The organism is Chryseobacterium sp. CT-SW4, from assembly GCF_048572715.1.
Lineage (GTDB): Bacteria > Bacteroidota > Bacteroidia > Flavobacteriales > Weeksellaceae > Chryseobacterium.
Genome location: NZ_CP183840.1, coordinates 2,682,825 through 2,702,517, shown reverse-complemented (window position 1 = coordinate 2,702,517; position 19,693 = coordinate 2,682,825). Strand labels below are relative to the sequence as shown.

The window sequence follows — 19,693 nt, the reverse complement described above, 5'->3', positions numbered from 1 at the left end:
ATGATTAGAATACTAATACTTAGCGTTTTATTGCTATTTGGCTGTAAAGAGAATGCTAAAGCAACCAATAATGGAGTCCCGACTATTAAAAATAGTAAGGAAACTGGAAAAATAGCTTCTGTTAATTGGTCTGGAAAATGGATTTATTCTAAAAAAAATAAAGACTCAGATATTCCGGAGCAACAATTTACCCTGACGATCTTTCAGGAAGGAGATAATATTAAAGCACAATATTGTGCTATAGCGAATAGTGGCGGGAAAATAGATTGTGAAAATGAAAAAGAATATAATCTTATAGGGAAAGTTGAAAAAGGAAAAATCGTCGGACAATTTTATAGTTTTTTTGGATCATCTAAAGATAAAGGACAATTCGAAATAACCATGGTTGATGAGAATACGATAAGTTGGAAAGTGATAACTGCTCCCCAAGGAATCTTCTATGCACCTGATAATTGTTTACTTAAAAAGGAAATTTCAAATGAAGTTTCCCAGAATAGAGGAAATGAAGAAAATTCATCCCATAGTTTGTTACCCATTGATTCTAAAGATTTAGATAAAAATCAAAATTTAGTTTTTGACGATCAATCTGCGGATTGGTTAAAACAATCTTTCTATCAGAATTATGATTTGGCAGTGGATGGAAGTATTAGACTGTTTTCACAAAATAATTTTGATTTTTATTTAATTAAAAATGTGGGTGGTGATAGTGAACTGATTTATTTGGTTTCCACTAAAAATAATAAAATTGTAGATGGAATTTCTGTAGCAGACAGTAATGGTGACAATGATATGGTAAAAACTTTTTCTATTGATGAACAAAATAATGTAATGCTTTATAATGAAATCAATAATAAAAGAAAACTAACAGCAAAATATTCTTGTAATAGGAATGGCAGATTTATTAAAGAATAGTAATAAGAGATATTGTTTAAATATCCTTTTACTATTGATTTTTGTTTTTAATAATGGGCTTACATGTAGAGCACAAAATTTGTTGTCTTTGGCTTTCACATCTCCAGCGAATAAAAACGCTATACATCATGATTTAAAAGTCTGTTCATTACCTTTTGATTTTGATCAATATTCTACAGTTTGTAATAACAATGAAAAAGAATGTAATGAGAGATATGTTTCTTATCAATATCCTCAGGATAAAGATATTCTTACAAGCTATGGTATAGAGGAAACTCCTTCAAAGTTTTTTATACTTCCAAAAATTAATAATTTCCAGCCCATTCTTCTTGGATTTACTGATTCTGATGTTGAAGGTTATTACTTGAAAGTTTCAGATAATGATAAAGTAATATCCTCGATTCAAGTGGCCAATATGGATGGAGAAACTATTGAAGACTTTCTTATCAATGAAAAATATGATATTGAACTTTATACACGGAATGATGCAGGTGAAAAAAGGGTTTTAAAGAAAAAATATAAGATACAGGCTAATGGCATTATAAAATAGTATAATTTAAATAAGCTGAACAGATACCGCATCTTTAAAAAATTAAAAGGAGGTGAAATAATAATGATGAAAAACTACTTGATTAAACTTATCTTGTTCTTTGTTCTTATTATCAGCAGTGGTAGTAAAGCAGAGATGAAAATAAGTAATGGTACACAATTAATTGATTCAATTCAAAACATCCTGGAACGTCAAATATTGTCAGGATATGCTATCAAAGAAAAAGGACTCGATATGATAAGTGATTACCAATATGGAGTAAACGACTATGAGGCAGTAAAAAAAAATTCTGTTGACATTTTAAAAAAGAATGGATATAAGAATATTGATGATAAAGAGTTTCAAAGAAAAATAACAACTATTTTTGGTTTTACTACACCCACCCAAGATATTAATTTTTTGGTGGAGTATCCTTGCAAGCTCGAGGAGAAAGCTTATCAGCTTAAAGAGGATTATATAATAAGTAACAATAACCCTATTTTTATAGATGTAAGAAATAAAGTTCTTTTTGAATCATTATTTATTCCTCAACTATTGGATTATAAGAAACAATATCCTGAAGTTTATAAAAAAGAATTACAAATTCCTAAGGAGAAAAATCTGTCAGGAGAAATGGTAAAGGTGATTAAATGGAAAGATGTTAAGGGAATAGATGACGTACGTTTCAATAATATTCAAAAATTGGTACATCGAAATAAATATTTATTCAATGATAGTAAAGCTAGTTTAAGTTGGCTTAAATTTAATGATAAGATATTTTTAGAATCATTGGTGAAAACTTTTGGATATGTTAAAGACGAAGACCTTTTAAATTTTGTACTTAAAAATAACTATAAGAATGAAGAAGAATTAGAAAAAGTATTATGGAACAAAAGGTGTAATGGTGAAGTTTTTTTTAATAAGGAGGTAATGGATGTTATAGCCCAGGCAGATACAGACAGGAAATTGAATTATTTAACAGCTATTCAAAATTATATTACTCATACAATAGCGCGTAAAGATTCTTTTATTGATCAAAACTTTTCTAAGCAGGCAGAAATTTTAGGAAAGTTGGCCTATTATGGTGAAAAAATATCTGAGAATTCGGAAGTGAAACTTCAATTTTTTAATATATTAGGAATTACAGACGGAGGAGAAAGCTATCAAAAAGAATTTGAAAAGTCAAACTATTACAATATATCTGATTTCAAACGTAAATGGGAAGAGACAAAAGCAGGTGGAGTTTCCTATCCTGGAATGGAATAATTTTTATTTGATACAATGGTGAAAAGATTTAGATTTTTTTTATTGCTAATTTTTATTGGATGTAAATTCCAATCTCAGGATTTAATAAATACAAAATTTATTATAGATAAGAAGTTTACCGCTGGAGATATGTATGCTTCAAAAAAATTAGATCAGCTCTTTAATGTTTCGGGTTATTCATATTTTGAGCCTGATTATGTAGGAACGTCGTTTGAGAGCTATTATGTCAAAAATATTGTTATACAAGATAAATCTAAAAATAAATCATCTTATCTTCTTTTCTTTGATAATAATGATTTGTTAAAAGATACTCTCCATATTAAAAAAGATCAACTATATTCTTTAAATGTTGAATTTGGAAACGGAAGGAAAGGGATTTCTGTGGGTAGCTTTAATGAAGTTAATTCCTATTTTAAGATTAACAAAAATTTCGAGCTAACCTCTAATCTTAAGCTTAAACCAATATCTATTAATACGGAAATAATTAAATGCCCATTACCCGTTGAATTATTAACTGAAGAAAATATTGATTTAGAAGATCATTTCACGTTTGGAATTAATAGTCAACACATAAAACCTAATAAAACTTTAAAAAAGTCCGAAAATGATTTTTCTATTTGGAAAGGCAGCTATCATTTTTCATCAAAAAGTAGAGATGGTTTAAAAACAAGTTTTGATATTAACATTATTCAACTTAATAATGTTACGGTTAAATATGTAAATGAAGGTGAACCTGTAGAGGTCTATAAAAATATAAAGAGCGAATATGTAGATAAAGATAAAATTAAAATTAATTTTAATCCTAAATATGAAAATATGGGAATAGTTTTTATAGAATATGCCGATGGAGATTATTACATTTCAGGGGATCCAATCTATTTTATCAATCCGGGGAACGAAGAAATGTTACTAAAAAAAACTGATTAATTTTATAAACCCTTTTGTGTTCATAATTTGAAAAATGTAACAGATCAGTTACTATTGAATCAAAATAAAACCTATGATTATTCATTTTGTTCTTCCCACAGAAACCTGGGAAAGTATTGCTCAGGAAATCCAACTCGAAAATCCTCAGTATCTGAAAGAATACCATAATCAGCATTGTGGAAGAGGAGAACAGATCTTAGAAGGGCTTTCTCCCGGAAAAAAGCTTCTGATTCCCGGAATAAATCAAGTAAAAGAATATAACAGCCGGAATGATGCCCCTTTTAAAAGTCCGGAGCAGAACCCAAAAATTACTTTTAAACCGGAAAACCTTGCTGCTCAATATAAAGTAAATATTACCGAACATACCCAAACAGAAAATGGCCGGAATGAAAAACATGGACTTTCCTATATCATGAATTTAACTTGGTTGGAAAAAATCTCAGATCATCATGTTTTCAGCCTGACTAAAACTCAGTTTTCCACAGGTAAAGAAGGGAAAATGGAACACCTGGCAAAAGAATCTGCCCTGGTATTGAATCCTTTCCTAATCACGACCAATCTTGAAGGAGAAATTCTCCGGGTTTCCCTCTCAAAGGAAGTCCTTGAAAATTTCCCGGAAACAAAAAATAAATTACTGGACCTTTTTCCGGATCAGTATGCTTTGAAATATATTGTGGAGTTGGAATTTATTATTTCCGAGCCCTCAGTTTTGGATCAGCGTATGAAAGAAGATCTGTTGATGAGAACTTTTTTTGCACCCATCCGAAATCCTTTTAACAATGGGAAGTCTCAATATTCAGTACTATGGACAGATGAAAACATTCCACTCAATATAATACAAAAAGTGAAACCTGGAGAAAATGACGGGGAAATCAGACTTTTACAGCATGCAGAACCGCCAATGGATTATAGTGGAGAATATACAGTAGACCTGAAAACAGGATTTATAAAAAAAGTCCATATTACTTATTATAATTCCCTGTATGGTGTAAAAAATAATACTTCCATAAGCATTGAATAATAATATAATTGATTTATAATCAGTTAGGTAATATGTCACGTATATCCTGTGTCGTAGAATTACGACATAAAATCGTAGAATTACTACATTTTTTCAAATTTATATTTAAAAATTTTTAGAAGTGTAAAAAGCATTTTATATTTGCGGAACAATCACTGAATCACAAAATATTAACGATTAAAATTTACTTATCATGGCAAACAATTCAAGAGGAATTTTAAAATTTAACGGAGGCGAGGGTCAAAAACTATTAAAGTTAAATTATAGTGTGTCAAGATCTACCGATGTTTCAGGAAGAGTAGCATCAGATCCATCCAACGCCATCATCAAATTAACAATAGAAGCAACTGAGAAATCAGATGTTCTGGAAAGTTTACTAAACGGAAAATATAAGCCTACAAGCGGAGAAATTACTTTTAATAAATCTCATGAAGAAGGGACACTGATCACTTTGAACTGGGAAAACGGATATGTAATTCAGCATGAAGTAGACTTCGATGCAGTAGATAGCAACAATATGCTGATCAGCTTTATTGTAAGCGCCGAGAAGATCAACTACGGTAATGCTGCCTACGAAGGATTATGGCCATCAAGCTAAGATACAAATCATTAACATTCATATAGGAAGACTGCTTGCAAAAGGCGGTCTTTCTTTGCTGTATCAGAGAAATGAAAATATGAGATAAGTCATTAATTTATAATTACTTATGAATCGTAACAGGATTGGATAATTTTTTTTAACTTTAACCGTACCACAATCACAAAGCTATGCCCACCACGCCTGAAAAAGCACGAGGTTCTTTTCGGCCATCCCAAAATGGGGAAGGTATATCAGATAATCAGCATACCGGAATTAACCGTCTGGTAAGTCTTTCTCTGGTAGTAGAAGGAAAAGTACTCAAATACTATAAACATTTTACGTTAAAGCAAAGTGCAGTTCGCCACCATGAATTTACGCTGACATTAGCCCATGATACTTTAGGTGAACGTGAGACCCATACATTAGAGGATGCCAATAAATTTTTGGGAAAAAGGCTTACGGTAGTTATTTCGTATAAAGACATAGAAAATAGTCCTGAGCGCACCTTTGTAGGAGTGATAACAAAAGTGGGGTTCAGCCAGGAAAAAATGAGTTTGGGTAATATTGTTCTGTCCGGTTACAGTCCTACTGTTCTTTTGGATGGAAATCCCCATATTCAGAGTTTTGGAGGAAATCAGCCCGTTAATATGGGAATCATCGCGGATGAGGTTATAAAACAAGGACTCGATAAAAACCGTTTTGATATCAGAATTGATACCCATAATTATTCACAGATTATTTATAGCAGTCAGTATAACGAAACTCACTATAATTACCTTGCCCGTATGGCAGAGGCGTATGGTGAACAATTTTATTATGACGGGGAAGTTCTTCATTTTGGGAAGCTTCCGGCGCAGAATAAGCCCGTTCATTTAGTATACGGCAGTAATGCGCAGGATATAAATGTAGAGCTGAGAGCTGTTCATACCAAACCTCAGTATTATGGGTATAACAGTAGTAAAAATGAAAAATTGACATCAGGAGATACTCCTATTCAGCATATAGGGGAACTGGCAAAAACTGCCTATAATCACAATGATAAGATTTATAAAACACCCGCCTTGCAGGTGGCACCTATTAAGGCAAGTACCCATCTGGATGTAGAATACGCTCAAAAGAGTACTTCGGGAAGTGAGGCGGTAAACGTTTTCAGCCTGTCCGGAAAAACTACGATTCCTTTTTTACACCCCGGATGCGTGGCAGAAGTTCAGATGCGTAAGCCGGATACCAATATAACCAGCTATTTCACAAAGATTATGATCACGGAATGCACCCATGATATTGATACCAAGGGACATTATTCCGGTAGTTTTGAAGGCATAGCCTCAGATACGGGTTTTTTACCTAAACCTGAATTTTCCTTACCTAAAGCCGAACCCCAGTTAGCCACTGTGGTTTCTAATACGGATCCCGAGGGACAGGGTAGAGTACAGGTAAGGTTCGATTGGCAGACTAATGATACCACTCATTTTATCAGAGTGATGAGCCCCGATGCAGGAGGTACGGACCAGATTACCCAAAATAGAGGTTACGTTGCTATCCCTGAAGTGGGAGATCAGGTAATGGTAAATTTTGTACATAGCCATCCCGACCGGCCATTTGTAATGGGAGGAATGTTCCATGGAGGAATAGCATTGGGAGGAGGAACGGATAACCGTGTGAAGTCCATACAGACGCGCAGTGGTCATAGATTAGTATTCACAGAAGACGAAAGCATCATCCTTACCGATAAATCAGGAAATGAAATACACCTCGATACTTCAGGAAGTAATATTACCATTACAGCGCCGGAAACCATGACGTTGAATTGCAGGAATATGAATATTAATGTAGGGGAAAACTTTACTTCAAATGTGGGAATGAACAGAAGTGAAACGGTTGGAATGAATGACACCAAGAATATTGGTGCCATGAAGCTGACTTCGGTATTAGGAGATTCCACGACGTTTATTACAGGAAAATTAATGGAGGTTATTGAAGGAGATGTGGAAAGTGAAGTTAAAAAAGGTAAAACGGTAGTAAATTCCGATCAGGGAATTGAAACAAGCTCCAATGCTTCCATTACCAAACATGCTCAGAATGAAGTTCAGAACAACAGTGGTGAACAGAGTAAAAATTATTAATTCTGTAAACATATGAGCAGGATAAGGATTGTTAAAGGAAAAATAATTGAGAGAGTAGAAAAAGATTATAATATTTACTCTGAAAGTAATATTATTTATAATTCTGCGGAAGTAGTTTCAGAAAACGGAGCTACCGGAGGAGTCAGTTATGGAAATCCCTCCAAACCTCCTGCAGGCAATATCAGGGCAAAATGTATTGTTAAGTTTAGACCCCATAATAAATATAAAGATAATCCAGAATTTGGCTTTGATTGGTTAAGAGAAGGAGATTCAGGACAACAAGGAGATAATTGGTTTGGTAGTGTTATGGGAAAATATTTTGAAACAGATAATATAACTGTTTTCAAAAATGGAAATAGTTGGAATACCAACTTTAAGAGAAATCTTAACATGTATGACAAAAAGCTCAAAAGTTATAAAAACCTATCTATAATTTGGAAAAAGATTAATGGAGTTCCCTATCTATATCCTATACCTGTTCTAACTCTACTAAAGGGAAAATCGGCATTATTGAATGTTAAAATCGAGATAAAAGATAAACCTAAAAAATTGATATTTGAATTTAAAGATAAAGAAGCTGAAAAATATTTATCATTAAATATAAAAGAAATAGAGGATATTAAAATAGGAAAATACGATAAACTTAATTATTTGAAAATAACATGTAAAGAACAATTTACCAAAGAACAGTTACTTTATGTAAAAGCAGATGGTGAAATTTGTGGGACATTGTTAATTCACCCTAATTCTTCTACACATATAAAGAATATTTCAACCATTTTTGTTTCTGTAAAAACAGATATAAATGGAATTATCAAAGTCGGAAAACCTAAGCCAGGTAGCCAGTTATATTTTAGACAGTGTTTAAATCAGGCGTTAGTGAATCCTACCATACTTGATAACTTTTCTATTGATTGTACAGGAAATTTTATTTTTAATACTTTTAGAAATAGATTTTGTACAAAAATAGGAAGTAAATATTATATAAATAAATCAAGTGGGCTGAAAGAATATTTGGAAGATGAATTTGAAAATAAGTATGGAAAAAAATATGCATCCTATTACAAAGTATTTTTTATAGAAGATATTTATCCGTCATGGAAGAACGGTTCCATTAGCGGTTATACTAATGGATTTTCCTATTTCAATACCACTTTTACAGTTCAATTTAATACACATTCGAAAGAAACGGTAGCTCATGAATTAATGCATGCACTGGGTTTACCTCATACTTTTGATGGAAACCCTCCCGCAAAGTTTACCTATATGGCCTATAAAACAAATAATCTTATGGATTATTGTCATCATGTCGGAATACAAAGAATTACAGTATTTAAATGGCAGTGGAAGGTACTAAACTCTAAAATTATCTTATGAGAAAATTAATTTATTTGCCCCTTCTTTTTTTCATGATGTGTACATGTCAATCCAAAAAAGAAGACATTAAAACAGGTAATGATAAAATTAAAACAATGAGTGAAAAGTTTGATTTTGAATTATATAAAAGATATCAGGAAAGTGATGGAACATTGGAATTGAAAAACGGGTACACAATTTTATCCATGTCTGCTCCCGGTCACAATGAATTAGGAACGCAGGAGGAGCTACTTCCTAAACCGTCATTCCTATATGTTTATAAAGAGTTTTATCCTGATGGGAAAATTAAGAAAAAAGAAACCCGGCTAAGTGAAACAGTAAAAGTATTAAACTCTGAATATTATGATGGCCAAGGAAATCTGGAAAGTACCGTTGATGAAGAAAAAAATTACGGGAAAATTAAATATCAAGATGTTTTAAAATTTTTAGATAAAAAAGGATATATTAATATAAAAACAGGAGAAGGACGACTGAATGAAGATGGAACCAACAAATATGATATCGTTTATGACGCAAAGATTCCGGCCTGGACCATTTTTATAACTCAGGGGAAGAAACTGTCAGAGAAGGAGTTTTTAGAATTGGCAGCCAATTCGGTTGGAGAGCCTGGTATATGGAAACCTATTCAATATCAAATGAATGCAAATACAGGGGAAATTATTAGTGAGAAATAAATATTTAATAAGTCGGGACTTTGAAGAGAGAGTCCGGTATATGAATTAAAATTGTTTTAGCCTGAGTTTATTATCCTGATTATTCATAAACCTGAATATCTTCTCCTGGAAAATGAGGAATGGGCGGAGGAAGAATTAGGAAAAAATAATAGTACTTTATTCCCTAAGATGGCAAAAGTGCTACGCTCTGAATATTATGGTGACAAAGAGAGTCTGCGGAAAACTAGTTGAAAATAAATTGATGAAAAAAGATATTGCTTTTTTCATAATGGTATTGATGTCATTTTTTTCCAATAGTTGTACTGAAAACAATAAAGGGAAAACGAGTGTATATCAGGAAATAATTACCTCTTCAAATATAGATGTACAAAAGAAAAAATTTGATATTGAAAAATATGAACTGAATATAAAAAAAGATCCTTCATATGAAGGGTATTGGAAAGATAAGAATACTTATATCAAACAATATCATATTATTAAAGACGGATATGTTGAGGAAACATATACCAAAGATCTGGTTGAAAGCTATGTAGAAGAAATAATTAAAAATGACAGATATAGAGATGTATATACATTTGATAAAACGGGGTCGTTACAATCTGTTAAACATTATTTTGGCTCCAATTTAGAAATTGGAAAATGGCTTTATTATAAAAAAGATGTAATTGTAAAAACCGAAAACAAAGATGAAAATTATGCATTTACCTTAGAGGAGGTTCTAAAATATGGTAAAACCCAAAAAGTGGATTTCACTAAAACGGGTGAAATATCAAAAACTACTCAGTCCGGAGTTCATGTTTGGGAACTGGATTGGAATACAGGAAAAATATCTGAGGATGGAGAATCCTATCTATTTAAAAAAGTAATTCTTGATGGGAATACCGGAAAAGAAATAAGCACAAAAGAATATTATTCACATCCGTTTGTGCGGTAATTTTTATTGTTAATTTATATAATGAGAAAGTTAATCTACTTATTAATTCTCGGTTTAATAATAATACTCGGAGCTTTTGCAAAAAAAGTAATTATGAAGAACTCTCAATGTAAATCGGAAAGCGGATACGAGATGATAGGTTTCGGAGGTAAACCGGTAAATGTTACAGATAAAATTGAAAAAGAAAACTGTAAATGCATTACGGAATCTTTATTGTGGAACCCTAGCCCTAAGAAATTGAGTACGGAACAATTGCAGCAAATAAGAAAAGCCCTCCCTGTATGGGCTGCTGAAAATGTTAAAAACTTCTCTGCTGATGATAAGAAAACACTTGAAAATCAATTGGAAAAGATGAAAGATGAAGAGCTCCTGGAAAAGCTGAAATATAAATTTTCCTATTTTGGTAAGCCGGCCTTGGAAGAGATTCCTGTATATGCAATAAAAATAGAGTCAGCCTGGGCTTATTATCCTGATTATTCAGATGAATATGCTGCCTATGGCAAAAAAGATAAATTCGGGTTTGAATATTATCCCCTGAAAGATAAACCTGACTATCCTCTACTGGAAAATGAGGAATGGGCAGAGGAAGAATTAGGAAAAAAATAATATTTTTTAAGAACAACACTAAACAATAAACATCATTAACCCACAACATATTAACAGAAAAAATAATGGGAGTACTAGTAACCAACGAAACGGTAAAACAGCTTTTTCACATCGCACAGTCAATAGCAAGGGAAAATTATAATGCAACTTATGGAGGTCCCCATATCTTACAGGCTTTAATGCATAAAGATATCGGTCTTAATGAGTTTCTTAAAAATATAGATAAAGATCCCGGGTATTTTTATGAATGGGCAGATGTTCGCATAGAAGACTACCCAAAAACCACTCATTTACCCGATGAAGTAAAAGAAGACGAAACGGTAGATACCCTTGTGGAAGAAGCGGATGATATCAGGTTAAAATTAGGATTGGATGAAATTACTCCAATATGTATTTTAACGGCGATTGTTAAACCGCAGGTTGCTTTTTCTTTACAGCAACTAAAATCTCTACCCCTTAGGGAACACGAAATCTTTAATTTATACCGGAAAGATACCCCATTTGCTTCCTCTGAAGAAAATGATTTTTCATCCCTATTTTCAAGTTCATCAGATTTTTCAGATTCCTCGTTTCCCTCTATTAAAAACTATTGCATAGACCGAACTGCACAGGCCAGACAGGGAGCTTTGGAAAATATTATAGGAAGGGACAAGGAGCTGAGAATGCTTGTGGAAATACTATGCAGAAGAACTAAGCCCAATGTAATTATTATAGGAGAACCGGGGGTAGGTAAAACAGCTTTAGTAGAAGGCTTTGCTACAGAAATTATTAAAGGAAACGTTCCCGAAATGCTGAAAAATGCTACTCTTTTAGAATTAGATACCGGAGCCTTACTCGCAGGAACCTCTTACAAAGGTGAAATTGAGGACCGTCTTAAAAAAGTAATCAATGAATGTAAAAAAATTGAAAAAGCAATTCTTTTTATTGATGAAATACACACCCTGTTAGACCCCAAAGGAAGCATTGGAAACGTAGCCAATCTGCTGAAACCCGAGTTGGCAAGAGGAGAAATTACAGTAATCGGAGCTACTACCCAGGAAGAATACCGAAAAATCATAGAACCGGAACAGGCATTTAACCGCCGTTTTGAAGTTCTTACCGTACACGAACCTGATGAAAAAACCTGTGTGAAAATGATAGACGTACTGCTGGACGGATATAAAAAACACCACAATATTGAAGTTGAAAAAACAGCGCTTCCAGAATGTGTCCGGTTGGCAAAACGATATGCTAAAGGTAAAAAATTGCCCGATGCAGCAATAGATTTATTGGATCGTACCATGGCTGCCATCAAAATGCTGGATGAACTTTCGGAAAAAGAGCTGGAAAGCTGGAAAGAAGCTTATGATACTATCCTGAAAGAAGAATATGCCGATAATAAAGATAAAGCAGATGAGCTGATCTGGATGTATAATCTGCTGAGAGATAAAATCAGTCCTATTTTGTGGGGTTCGCTCAGTGAACAGCCCGCGCTGGATAACTCCATGCCGGTGGATCATATTCAGAAAATAGTTGAAGATACCTATGCAGAATTAATTCAGCACGCCTCCAGAAAAAGAGAAAAAGTGGACAGACTGGAGCTGGCAGCGGTAATGGCGGCAAAAACCAATATTCCTATTGGTAAAATTCAGGCACAGGAAAAAGAAAAGCTCCTCAATATGGAATCCCTTCTTCTTAAAAGAGTAGTAGGACAGGATCACGCTTTAAAAGTACTTTCTGATGCCATCGTTGAAAACCGGAGTGGGCTCAATAAGCCTGGGCAGCCTATCGGATCCTTCTTCCTTTTAGGACCTACCGGAACAGGAAAGACGGAATTAGCCAAATCGATGGCGGAATTGTTGTTTAATGACGAAAAAGCAATGATCCGTTTCGATATGTCCGAATTTAAAGAAGAACATTCCGCAGCATTGTTGTACGGAGCGCCTCCGGGATATGTAGGATATGAAGAAGGAGGAATGTTGGTCAATAAGATCAGGCAACAGCCTTATACGGTGGTTTTATTTGATGAAATTGAAAAAGCCCACCATTCCGTATTCGATGTCTTTTTACAAATTATGGATGAAGGAAAAGTACACGACAAGCTGGGGAAAGAAGGAGACTTTAGTAATGCCCTGATCCTTTTCACCTCCAATATTGGAAGCGAAGAAATTGTAAAACAGTTTGAAGAAGGTAAAATCCCGGAATCTTCATCATTAATGCAGATTATGTCCGGCTCGGGAAGATTCAGACCCGAATTTTTAGCGAGAATTACGGAGATTATTCCGTTTGCACCGATCACCGAATCAATTGCCGAAAGAATTTTCAATATTCAGCTCAAATCCCTCCATGCCTCACTACACAGACTGGGAATTACGCTTTCCATTACCGATGAAGCTGTAAAACAATTGGCTTTAGGAGGATTCAGTAGTAAATATGGAGCCCGACAGATATCAGGAGTGATCAGAGCACAATTGGCAAGACCTATCTCCAAGATGATCGTAAGAGAAGAAGTGAAATCCGGACAAACCATTCAGGTAGACTGGAATGCCGGTGAAGAAAAACTGGATTGGAAAGTAAACTGATTAAAGAAGAATCATTAAAATTGATATAAAATGCGTTTTGGAAATATCTTTATTTTAATAGTATTAATGGCTGTTCCTTACAAAATAAACGGACAGTTTCTCTCCGCCTCCGATACATCGGAAAACAGTGTGAAGAGATATAAAAATATTATCAATGCTAATAAAGACATAGTTGAGTTTATTGAATATTCTCTTATTCAGAAAGGTTTACCTAAGCATTTACGGAATCTGGCACTCATTGAATCCGGATTTGACAGAAGACAGGTTTCCGGAGCTGGCGCTGCAGGAGTATGGCAGTTTATGACGGCACATGCCAACCAGTACGGACTTTCCGAGCAAAACCGTTCGGATTTGTACAAAAGTACTAAAACCGCTACCGTTTCGCTGACGAACCTTTATAAAAAATATAATAACTGGGTTACTGTGGTGGCAGCTTACAATTGTGGAGAAGGAAATGTGGCCAAGGCAATGCAGGCAGCTGGCTCGTCACAATATCATATGTTTTATAGATATCTCCCTCTGGAAACAATCAACCATGTAAGAAAATATTTAAATGCATGCTATGCTACTGGAGAATTACAAAGCGTTCTGAGTGATTATAACAACTCCAGGATGAACATGATATTTGAAGGAAGAGGTGAACAGTACAGCGGAAACGGTTCTCTTGCAGAAACGGAAATCAATGCCGGGTTTAACCTTGATATCATAGCTGAAGAACTGAAAGTGAATAGAGATGAGATCTTAGCCTGGAATCCCGGTATTATGGAAGAACTTCAAAATAAAGGAGAAAGCCTGTTATACCTTCCACTCGACCTGATGCCCGATTTTCTTTTGAGAAAAAATAAAATATTATCACGCTCCATTCAACAGCTCAGCAAATAATCTGGAATGTAAAAAAAATAATCCATATTCCCGGAAATATATAAAGAACCCTGTTATTTCTTATAGCAGGGTCCTTTTTTTGATTTAAATTTTTGAAGTTAAAAAGGAAATAATAAGAATCAGGATAATGATTAAAAAAAATCTTTTTATTTCACTGTTTAGGGGAATTAAATCACGGACTGAAAATGATATTTACAAAAAAATTACATATTAAATAATTGATAATGAATTGTTTATTGTTATGATGAAAGCCGGAGTAGTAGAATTACTACAAGAAATCGTAGAATTACTACAAAAATTCAGATTTATGTTTAATGATTTTCATTATCGGAATGAGGACTCTATCTTTGCTCCATTAAATCAATCAAATCACAAAATATTAACAGTCTAAAATTTACGAATTATGGCAGCAAACTCAAGAGGAATCTTAAAATTCAACGGAAGCGAAGGACAAAAACTATTCAAATTAAATTATAGCGTATCAAGATCTACTGATGTTTCAGGAAGAGTAGCATCTGATCCTTCCAACGCCATCATCAAATTAACAATAGAAGCCACAGAAAAATCCGATATACTGGAAAGTTTATTGAATGGTAAATATAAGCCTACAAGTGGGGAAATTACCTTCAATAAATCCCATGAAGAAGGAACCCTGATCACTCTGAACTGGGAAAACGGATATGTAATTCAGCACGAAGTGGACTTTGACGCTATCGACAGTAACAATATGCTGATCAGCTTTATTGTAAGCGCCGAAAAGATCAATTATGGTAATGCTGCTTATGAAGGAGTATGGCCTGGAAACTAGTACATAATCATCAAAGTAATACATTTTGCAGGATGGTAACGCAAGTTACTGTCCTGTTTTTTTTAGCATTAAAAATTAATTAGTTTTTCATGATGAAATATAAATTTTGATATGTTAATATTTATTAAAAATTCCTTAAATATATCTTAATATATCACCGTTTAGTGTTACTCATTTAAAATAATTCCAATATTTTGGATATTGTTATATTTTTAATGTGTTGAAAATCAGATTGTTTTAATTGGTTATGAGTATAAAGTCGTAGAATTACTACATGAAATCGTAGAATTACTACAAAAATTCAGATTTATGTTTAAAAATTTTTAATAATCAAATAGGCAATCTATCTTTGCTGTACCAAATCAACCAAATCACAAAATATTAACAGATTAAAATTTACCTATCATGGCAGAAAATTCAAGAGGAATCTTAAAATTCAACGGAAGCGAGGGTCAAAAACTATTGAAATTAAATTATAGTGTATCTAGATCTACCGATGTTTCAGGAAGAGTAGCATCCGACCCATCCAACGCCATCATCAAATTAACAATAGAAGCCACAGAAAAATCCGATATTTTAGAAAGTTTATTAAATGGTAAATACAAGCCTACAAGCGGAGAGATTACCTTTAATAAATCCCATGAAGAAGGAACTCTGATCACTTTGAACTGGGAAAACGGATATGTAATTCAACATGAAGTGGACTTTGACGCTATCGACAGTAACAATATGCTGATCAGCTTTATTGTAAGTGCCGAAAAGATCAATTATGGTAATGCTGCTTATGAAGGAGTATGGCCTGGAAACTAACACGTAAATCATCTTAGTAAAATAACAATTGGTACAGAATAGTTAACTCTTAGGGTGGCTATTCTGTTTTTTCATTTGAAAGTGGATAGTCTCTATCTATTTAGGGATGTGAATCATAATAATATTCATCTAAAACACTAAAACACTGAGGTTATGTTAAAAAATAACAATTCGTCCAAAATATTGAGTTCAAAGGCTAAAACGTCTGTAAATAAAAATATTACTGAAAAAATTCAGGAAAAAGCAGAATCAAAAACAAAAAAAATAGCAAAAAAAGCGGCAGAAGTACAAAATTATGCAGGAGCAGCACAAGGGGCAGGAAATATGTTCATGAATAAAACGCTACAGCCTAATATGCCTACCGTGACCGGAGATACATTCTGGTCCAAACAGCCTACTTCGGGAATTCATAATATTGCGGGCATTATTGAAAACCAGATTTTGGGAATCAATAGAGTAGTCAGGCTTGAAATTATTATAGAAGGGAAAACAATCAGCCATTTTAAACATTTCAAACTTTCTCAGAGTGTGGTGAAGCATCATGAATTTTATTTGATGTTGGCTCATGATACCTTGGGAAATCCGGAAAATCATAATCTGGAAGAAGCACAGAACTTTCTCGGAAAGCGTATTACCGTAGTTTTTAAATATAAAGATGTAATAGACGGACCGGAGAGAAATTTTGTGGGAGTAATTACGGAAGTAGGATTCAGCCAGGAAAAAGGAAGTCTTGGTAATATTGTTCTTACAGGATCAAGTCCTACCGTTTTGCTGGATACCGCACCTCATATTCAGAGTTTTGGCGGAGCTCAGCCGATCAGTCTTAACAGTATTGCAGATCAGGTGATCAGAGAAGGGCTGGAGCAAAATAAGTTCGATTTCAGAGTAGATGCCCAGCATGGCAATATCTCTTACAGCTCCCAATATGAAGAAACCCATTACAATTATCTGGCGAGGATGGCTGAAGCATATGGAGAACAATTCTATTACGATGGAGAAGTGTTGCACTTCGGAAAGCTTCCCCCTCAGGAAAAACCGGTTAAACTAACCTATGGAAGCAGTGTAAATGATATAAAAGTAAAGATGCGGGCTCAGCATGTCAACCCTACGTTTTATGGATATAACAGCAGCAAGAATGAAAAGCTTATTGCAGGAAATTCCAAAATCAACCATACATCGGATATAGCAAAAAGAGCCTATGAAATATCAGAAAAGACTTTTACAACCCCTTCACTCAGAATAGCACCGATAAAAGCATCTACGTTTATGGATGTTGATGCTTCTCAAAAAGGAACCGCAGGAAGCAAGGCATCAGAAGTTTTTGTAACTTCCGGTACTACCACCGTTCCTTTCCTGTATCCCGGATGTATTGCCGATATGGAAATGCGTAAGACAGGCAGCAGCGAAACATCTTATTTTACCAAACTTATGATCACGGAAGTGATGCATGAAGTGGATGCCAGAGGATATTATACAGGAACTTTTGAAGCTATAGCAGCTGATACGGGATATATTCCACGTCCGCAGTTTTATTCCCCTAAAGCGGAAGCACAGTTTGCTAAAGTCATCTCCAATACGGATCCTCTGAGTCAGGGAAGAGTACAGGTGCAATTTGATTGGCAGAACGGTCAGACTATTACAGAATTTGTACGGGTGATGACCCCTGATGGCGGAAGCAGTGATAAGGTCAATAAAAACCGGGGATTCATGGCTATACCGGAAGTGGGAGACCAGGTAGTAGTCAACTTTGTTCATCAGCATCCGGATCGCCCTTTTGTAATGGGCGGAATGTTCCATGGAGGAATTGGCGGTGGTGGCGGAACCGGAAATAATATCAAGAGCTTAAGCAGTAAAAGCGGACATATCATAGAACTTAATGATGGAGGAGGCATCACAATGAAAGACAGAAGCGGAAACCATGTCATATTAAGTGGAGACGGAGATATTACTACTACTGTAAGTAACAATGCTAAAGAGAAAATAGGTGCAGACCATACTATGGATATCGGATCTTCACTTACCGTCAATGTAGGAGGAGAAAATGCAGTGCTGAAAATGAATAAAGACGGAAATGTGAACGTTACCTGTAAGACAGAAATAAAATTAGAAACAGGGAGCAGTTCTATTACGTTGAAAAAAGATGGAACCATCGATATTAAGGGCAAGAAAATAACCATTGACGGCTCGGACAGTGTGAAAATAACTTCTAAGGATGTAGATATTAACGGAAATGGAGCGAAGGCAAACTTTAATAGTAAAACCACTATTACGGGAAGTTCAGTGGATATTAATTAATTATGGAGATTCATAAGTAACCCATAAAAGAAGGAGACACGCTAGAGTCAATTGCAGATGAATTAGGTTTAGGAAGCAAGTGGATGTACCTACTTTTTATTCCTGATTCAATTGATAATTTGAAGAATAATAAAGATTGAAGGTAAAAATCCTATTGTCCAAGGTACAAATATAACTAATCAAGATTTTGGAGGAAGATATCAAGAGATAGAGTAAACAACATCAACTACCAATTCACGGTATAAAAGTAATACTTTTGATTATAATTTGGTAAAAGAAACAGCAGGTAAGAGTTTTAAGAATGATGTTTCCGATAAATAGCAGATAAATTAGGAAATCCTATGAGTAAACATAATCTTCAGATCTTAGATTCCCTGGAACAGATCCGGAGTATGAGATAAAAAGATAAATTATAGTTTGGAACAGTAATCGGGAAAACTTACTGTAAAGAAGAAAAAATAATGTGGGTTAATTTTCAACACGATAGAACAAAATTATAAAAATCAATAATCTAAATTCATAATATATGGCATCCGAAAATCCCCTGGAAAACAACTCTGATTTATCCGGATTTAAATATGCCTGGTATAAAGAAGGGCACTATACGATTACGACAAAATCATACCTTACTTTGGGAAGAGGAAAAGCGAATGAAACCGAAATAGAAGAAGACTGGGTGGTTAAACCTTTGGAATATGGACATATAGCCATACAATCCTCTACCCAGAAATATATAAAAGCCGACGGGCAGATGAAGCCTTTTTATGAAATCCTTGAAAAGGTTAATAAAGCGACAGATACTCTGAAGCTCTTCCTGGCGCCTGATAAAAGCATTCAAAAGGTTGAAAATAAAGCTGAGGTTATAGCTAAATGGCAGGAAATAAAAAAAGACCTTCGTTTCTATGAATTAGTGCGCAGCAGCTATGAAGAATTTATTAATGCTTATGATAAAGAATTTAATAATATAGATCGTAATATAACTCATAATTTACTCTATCAGATTATATTTTATCCATTGCCGGTATTTAATGAAGAAGATATCACATTTAAAATTCCGGACAGGACAGTATTGTCAACCTTATTTCCGGGACAGACCATTGAATATAGTTCAGAATTTGAAATTTCAAAGCTACCGGAAAAGGGATATAAAGTATTGTTGAAAGGAAAAGGTAAAAATAAGGCAGATGAATTCAATACCATATATGAAAGGAACTATCAGAAGACATTGAAAATTCCGATGGATTATGATTATCATCTGGAAGGAGAATATATTTATAATGAAGATTCCGTTTTGTCGGAAATTATGTTTCATGTAAAAGAGCAGCTTAATGCAGAAATGCTCTATGTGTGCAGATATCATGTTAAATTAAATAAACCTTAATCAAGAA

Annotated in this window: 17 protein-coding genes; all 17 read left to right on the top strand. The window is 34.1% G+C overall.

What is annotated here, in order from left to right; translation table 11 throughout:
- The 17 genes from ABJ974_RS12140 to ABJ974_RS12060 all read left to right on the top strand — a co-directional run bounded on the left by ABJ974_RS12140 (nt 1) and on the right by ABJ974_RS12060 (nt 19,686).
- On the top strand, nt 1-912 hold the full coding sequence (locus tag ABJ974_RS12140) for a hypothetical protein (protein ID WP_419868509.1): 912 nt from the start codon (nt 1-3) through the stop codon (nt 910-912).
- Nucleotides 890-1,462, top strand: a complete 573-nt coding sequence (locus ABJ974_RS12135; protein ID WP_419868508.1) for a hypothetical protein — start codon at nt 890-892, stop codon at nt 1,460-1,462. Before ABJ974_RS12140 ends, ABJ974_RS12135 begins: the two co-directional genes overlap by 23 nt.
- 63 nt (nt 1,463-1,525) lie before the next feature.
- Nucleotides 1,526-2,707: a hypothetical protein gene (locus tag ABJ974_RS12130; RefSeq protein WP_419868507.1), complete on the top strand. Its 1,182-nt coding sequence runs from the start codon at nt 1,526-1,528 to the stop codon at nt 2,705-2,707.
- A 15-nt stretch (nt 2,708-2,722) separates the two neighbouring features.
- Entirely contained in the window at nt 2,723-3,634 is a 912-nt protein-coding gene (locus tag ABJ974_RS12125) for a hypothetical protein (protein ID WP_419868506.1), read from the top strand.
- Nucleotides 3,635-3,707: 73 nt separating this feature from the next.
- Complete coding sequence (locus tag ABJ974_RS12120) at nt 3,708-4,655, top strand: hypothetical protein (RefSeq protein ID WP_419868505.1); 948 nt, start codon at nt 3,708-3,710, stop codon at nt 4,653-4,655.
- A 193-nt stretch (nt 4,656-4,848) separates the two neighbouring features.
- On the top strand, nt 4,849-5,253 hold the full coding sequence (gene tssD, locus ABJ974_RS12115; protein WP_419868504.1) for a type VI secretion system tube protein TssD: 405 nt from the start codon (nt 4,849-4,851) through the stop codon (nt 5,251-5,253).
- A gap of 170 nt (nt 5,254-5,423) precedes the next feature.
- Nucleotides 5,424-7,358: a type VI secretion system Vgr family protein gene (locus ABJ974_RS12110; RefSeq protein ID WP_419868503.1), complete on the top strand. Its 1,935-nt coding sequence runs from the start codon at nt 5,424-5,426 to the stop codon at nt 7,356-7,358.
- A 12-nt stretch (nt 7,359-7,370) separates the two neighbouring features.
- Complete coding sequence (locus ABJ974_RS12105) at nt 7,371-8,735, top strand: zinc metalloprotease (protein ID WP_419868502.1); 1,365 nt, start codon at nt 7,371-7,373, stop codon at nt 8,733-8,735.
- Entirely contained in the window at nt 8,732-9,409 is a 678-nt protein-coding gene (locus ABJ974_RS12100; protein WP_419868501.1) for a hypothetical protein, read from the top strand. The genes ABJ974_RS12105 and ABJ974_RS12100 overlap by 4 nt, the downstream gene beginning before the upstream one ends.
- A 241-nt stretch (nt 9,410-9,650) precedes the next feature.
- Complete coding sequence (locus tag ABJ974_RS12095; RefSeq protein ID WP_419868500.1) at nt 9,651-10,343, top strand: hypothetical protein; 693 nt, start codon at nt 9,651-9,653, stop codon at nt 10,341-10,343.
- A gap of 93 nt (nt 10,344-10,436) precedes the next feature.
- Complete coding sequence (locus ABJ974_RS12090) at nt 10,437-10,949, top strand: hypothetical protein (protein ID WP_419868499.1); 513 nt, start codon at nt 10,437-10,439, stop codon at nt 10,947-10,949.
- Between the two features lie 65 nt (nt 10,950-11,014).
- Entirely contained in the window at nt 11,015-13,510 is a 2,496-nt protein-coding gene (locus tag ABJ974_RS12085; RefSeq protein WP_419868498.1) for an ATP-dependent Clp protease ATP-binding subunit, read from the top strand.
- 30 nt (nt 13,511-13,540) lie between these two features.
- Nucleotides 13,541-14,392 (top strand): lytic transglycosylase domain-containing protein, encoded by an 852-nt coding sequence (locus tag ABJ974_RS12080; protein WP_419868497.1) that lies wholly within the window; start codon nt 13,541-13,543, stop codon nt 14,390-14,392.
- A gap of 403 nt (nt 14,393-14,795) precedes the next feature.
- Nucleotides 14,796-15,200 carry a type VI secretion system tube protein TssD gene (gene tssD, locus ABJ974_RS12075; protein WP_419868496.1) on the top strand — a complete coding sequence of 135 codons (405 nt, stop codon included), beginning with the start codon at nt 14,796-14,798 and terminating at the stop codon, nt 15,198-15,200.
- A 405-nt stretch (nt 15,201-15,605) separates the two neighbouring features.
- Nucleotides 15,606-16,010 carry a type VI secretion system tube protein TssD gene (tssD, locus tag ABJ974_RS12070; RefSeq protein WP_292010909.1) on the top strand — a complete coding sequence of 135 codons (405 nt, stop codon included), beginning with the start codon at nt 15,606-15,608 and terminating at the stop codon, nt 16,008-16,010.
- Nucleotides 16,011-16,163: 153 nt separating this feature from the next.
- Complete coding sequence (locus ABJ974_RS12065; RefSeq protein ID WP_419868495.1) at nt 16,164-18,305, top strand: type VI secretion system Vgr family protein; 2,142 nt, start codon at nt 16,164-16,166, stop codon at nt 18,303-18,305.
- 526 nt (nt 18,306-18,831) lie between these two features.
- Entirely contained in the window at nt 18,832-19,686 is an 855-nt protein-coding gene (locus ABJ974_RS12060; protein WP_419868494.1) for a hypothetical protein, read from the top strand.
- The last annotated feature ends 7 nt before the right edge of the window (nt 19,687-19,693 follow it).